1 rRNA gene is annotated in these 1742 nt (G+C 56.9%); it reads right to left on the bottom strand.

The window, feature by feature from the left end:
* Window positions 1-23: 23 nt before the first annotated feature.
* Window positions 24-1543 (bottom strand): 16S ribosomal RNA (locus EMB92_RS11390).
* Window positions 1544-1742: the final 199 nt, after the last annotated feature.

Raw genomic sequence — 1742 nt, 5'->3', positions numbered from 1 at the left:
ACACGAGCCTGAAATCTCCGTAGAAAGGAGGTGATCCAGCCGCACCTTCCGGTACGGCTACCTTGTTACGACTTAGTCCCAATCACGAGTCTCACCTTAGACGGCTCCATCCTTGCGGTTAGGCCACCGGCTTCGGGTGCTACCCACTTTCATGACTTGACGGGCGGTGTGTACAAGGCCCGGGAACGCATTCACCGCGACGTTGCTGATTCGCGATTACTAGCGACTCCGCCTTCATGGAGTCGGGTTGCAGACTCCAATCCGAACTGAGACCGGTTTTCAGGGATCCGCTCCAAGTCACCTTGTCGCATCCCGTTGTACCGGCCATTGTAGCATGCGTGAAGCCCTGGACGTAAGGGGCATGATGATCTGACGTCATCCCCACCTTCCTCCGAGTTAACCCCGGCGGTCCCCCGTGAGTTCCCATCATTACATGCTGGCAACACGGGGCGAGGGTTGCGCTCGTTGCGGGACTTAACCCAACATCTCACGACACGAGCTGACGACGACCATGCACCACCTGTGAACCCGCCCCGAAGGGAAACGACATCTCTGCCGTCGCCGGGAACATGTCAAGCCCAGGTAAGGTTCTTCGCGTTGCATCGAATTAATCCGCATGCTCCGCCGCTTGTGCGGGCCCCCGTCAATTTCTTTGAGTTTTAGCCTTGCGGCCGTACTCCCCAGGCGGGATGCTTAACGCGTTAGCTCCGACACGGGACCCGTGGAAAGGGCCCCACATCCAGCATCCACCGTTTACGGCGTGGACTACCAGGGTATCTAATCCTGTTCGCTCCCCACGCTTTCGCTCCTCAGCGTCAGTAACGGCCCAGAGACCTGCCTTCGCCATTGGTGTTCTTCCCGATATCTACACATTCCACCGTTACACCGGGAATTCCAGTCTCCCCTACCGCACTCCAGCCCGCCCGTACCCGGCGCAGATCCACCGTTAAGCGATGGACTTTCACACCAGACGCGACGAACCGCCTACGAGCTCTTTACGCCCAATAATTCCGGATAACGCTTGCACCCTACGTATTACCGCGGCTGCTGGCACGTAGTTAGCCGGTGCTTATTCGAAAGGTACACTCACTCACGCTTGCTCCCAATCAAAAGCGGTTTACAACCCGAAGGCCGTCATCCCGCACGCGGCGTCGCTGCATCAGGCTTGCGCCCATTGTGCAATATTCCCCACTGCTGCCTCCCGTAGGAGTCTGGGCCGTATCTCAGTCCCAATGTGGCCGGTCGCCCTCTCAGGCCGGCTACCCGTCGTAGGCTCGGTGGGCCGTTACCCCGCCGACTACCTGATAGGACGCGACCCCATCCCATACCGATAAATCTTTCCCAACACACCATGCAGCATGTTGGAGCATCCGGCATTACCACCCGTTTCCAGGAGCTATTCCGGTGTACAGGGCAGGTCGGTCACGCATTACTCACCCGTTCGCCACTCTCACCCAGGCCGAAACCCGGGATCCCGTTCGACTTGCATGTGTTAAGCACGCCGCCAGCGTTCATCCTGAGCCAGAATCGAACCCTCCACAAAAAACATGCGAAAGAGCATCGACAGATGACTCTCAAAACAAAAAAGACGAGAACATCCTTAAGGAAGGACATTCACACAAAACCCCGCCGCAATTCAACCCAACCAAGGGAACCCACCAAAAAAGCAGGCCTGCAGCGGACTGGCAATCATTGACTATAAAGAAGTAGTACAAACACACTCTTGAGTTCTCAAACCACCA

The sequence above is a fragment of the Bifidobacterium callitrichos genome (assembly GCF_008698085.1).
GTDB lineage: Bacteria > Actinomycetota > Actinomycetes > Actinomycetales > Bifidobacteriaceae > Bifidobacterium > Bifidobacterium callitrichos.
This window is presented reverse-complemented; position numbering and strand designations above follow the sequence as displayed.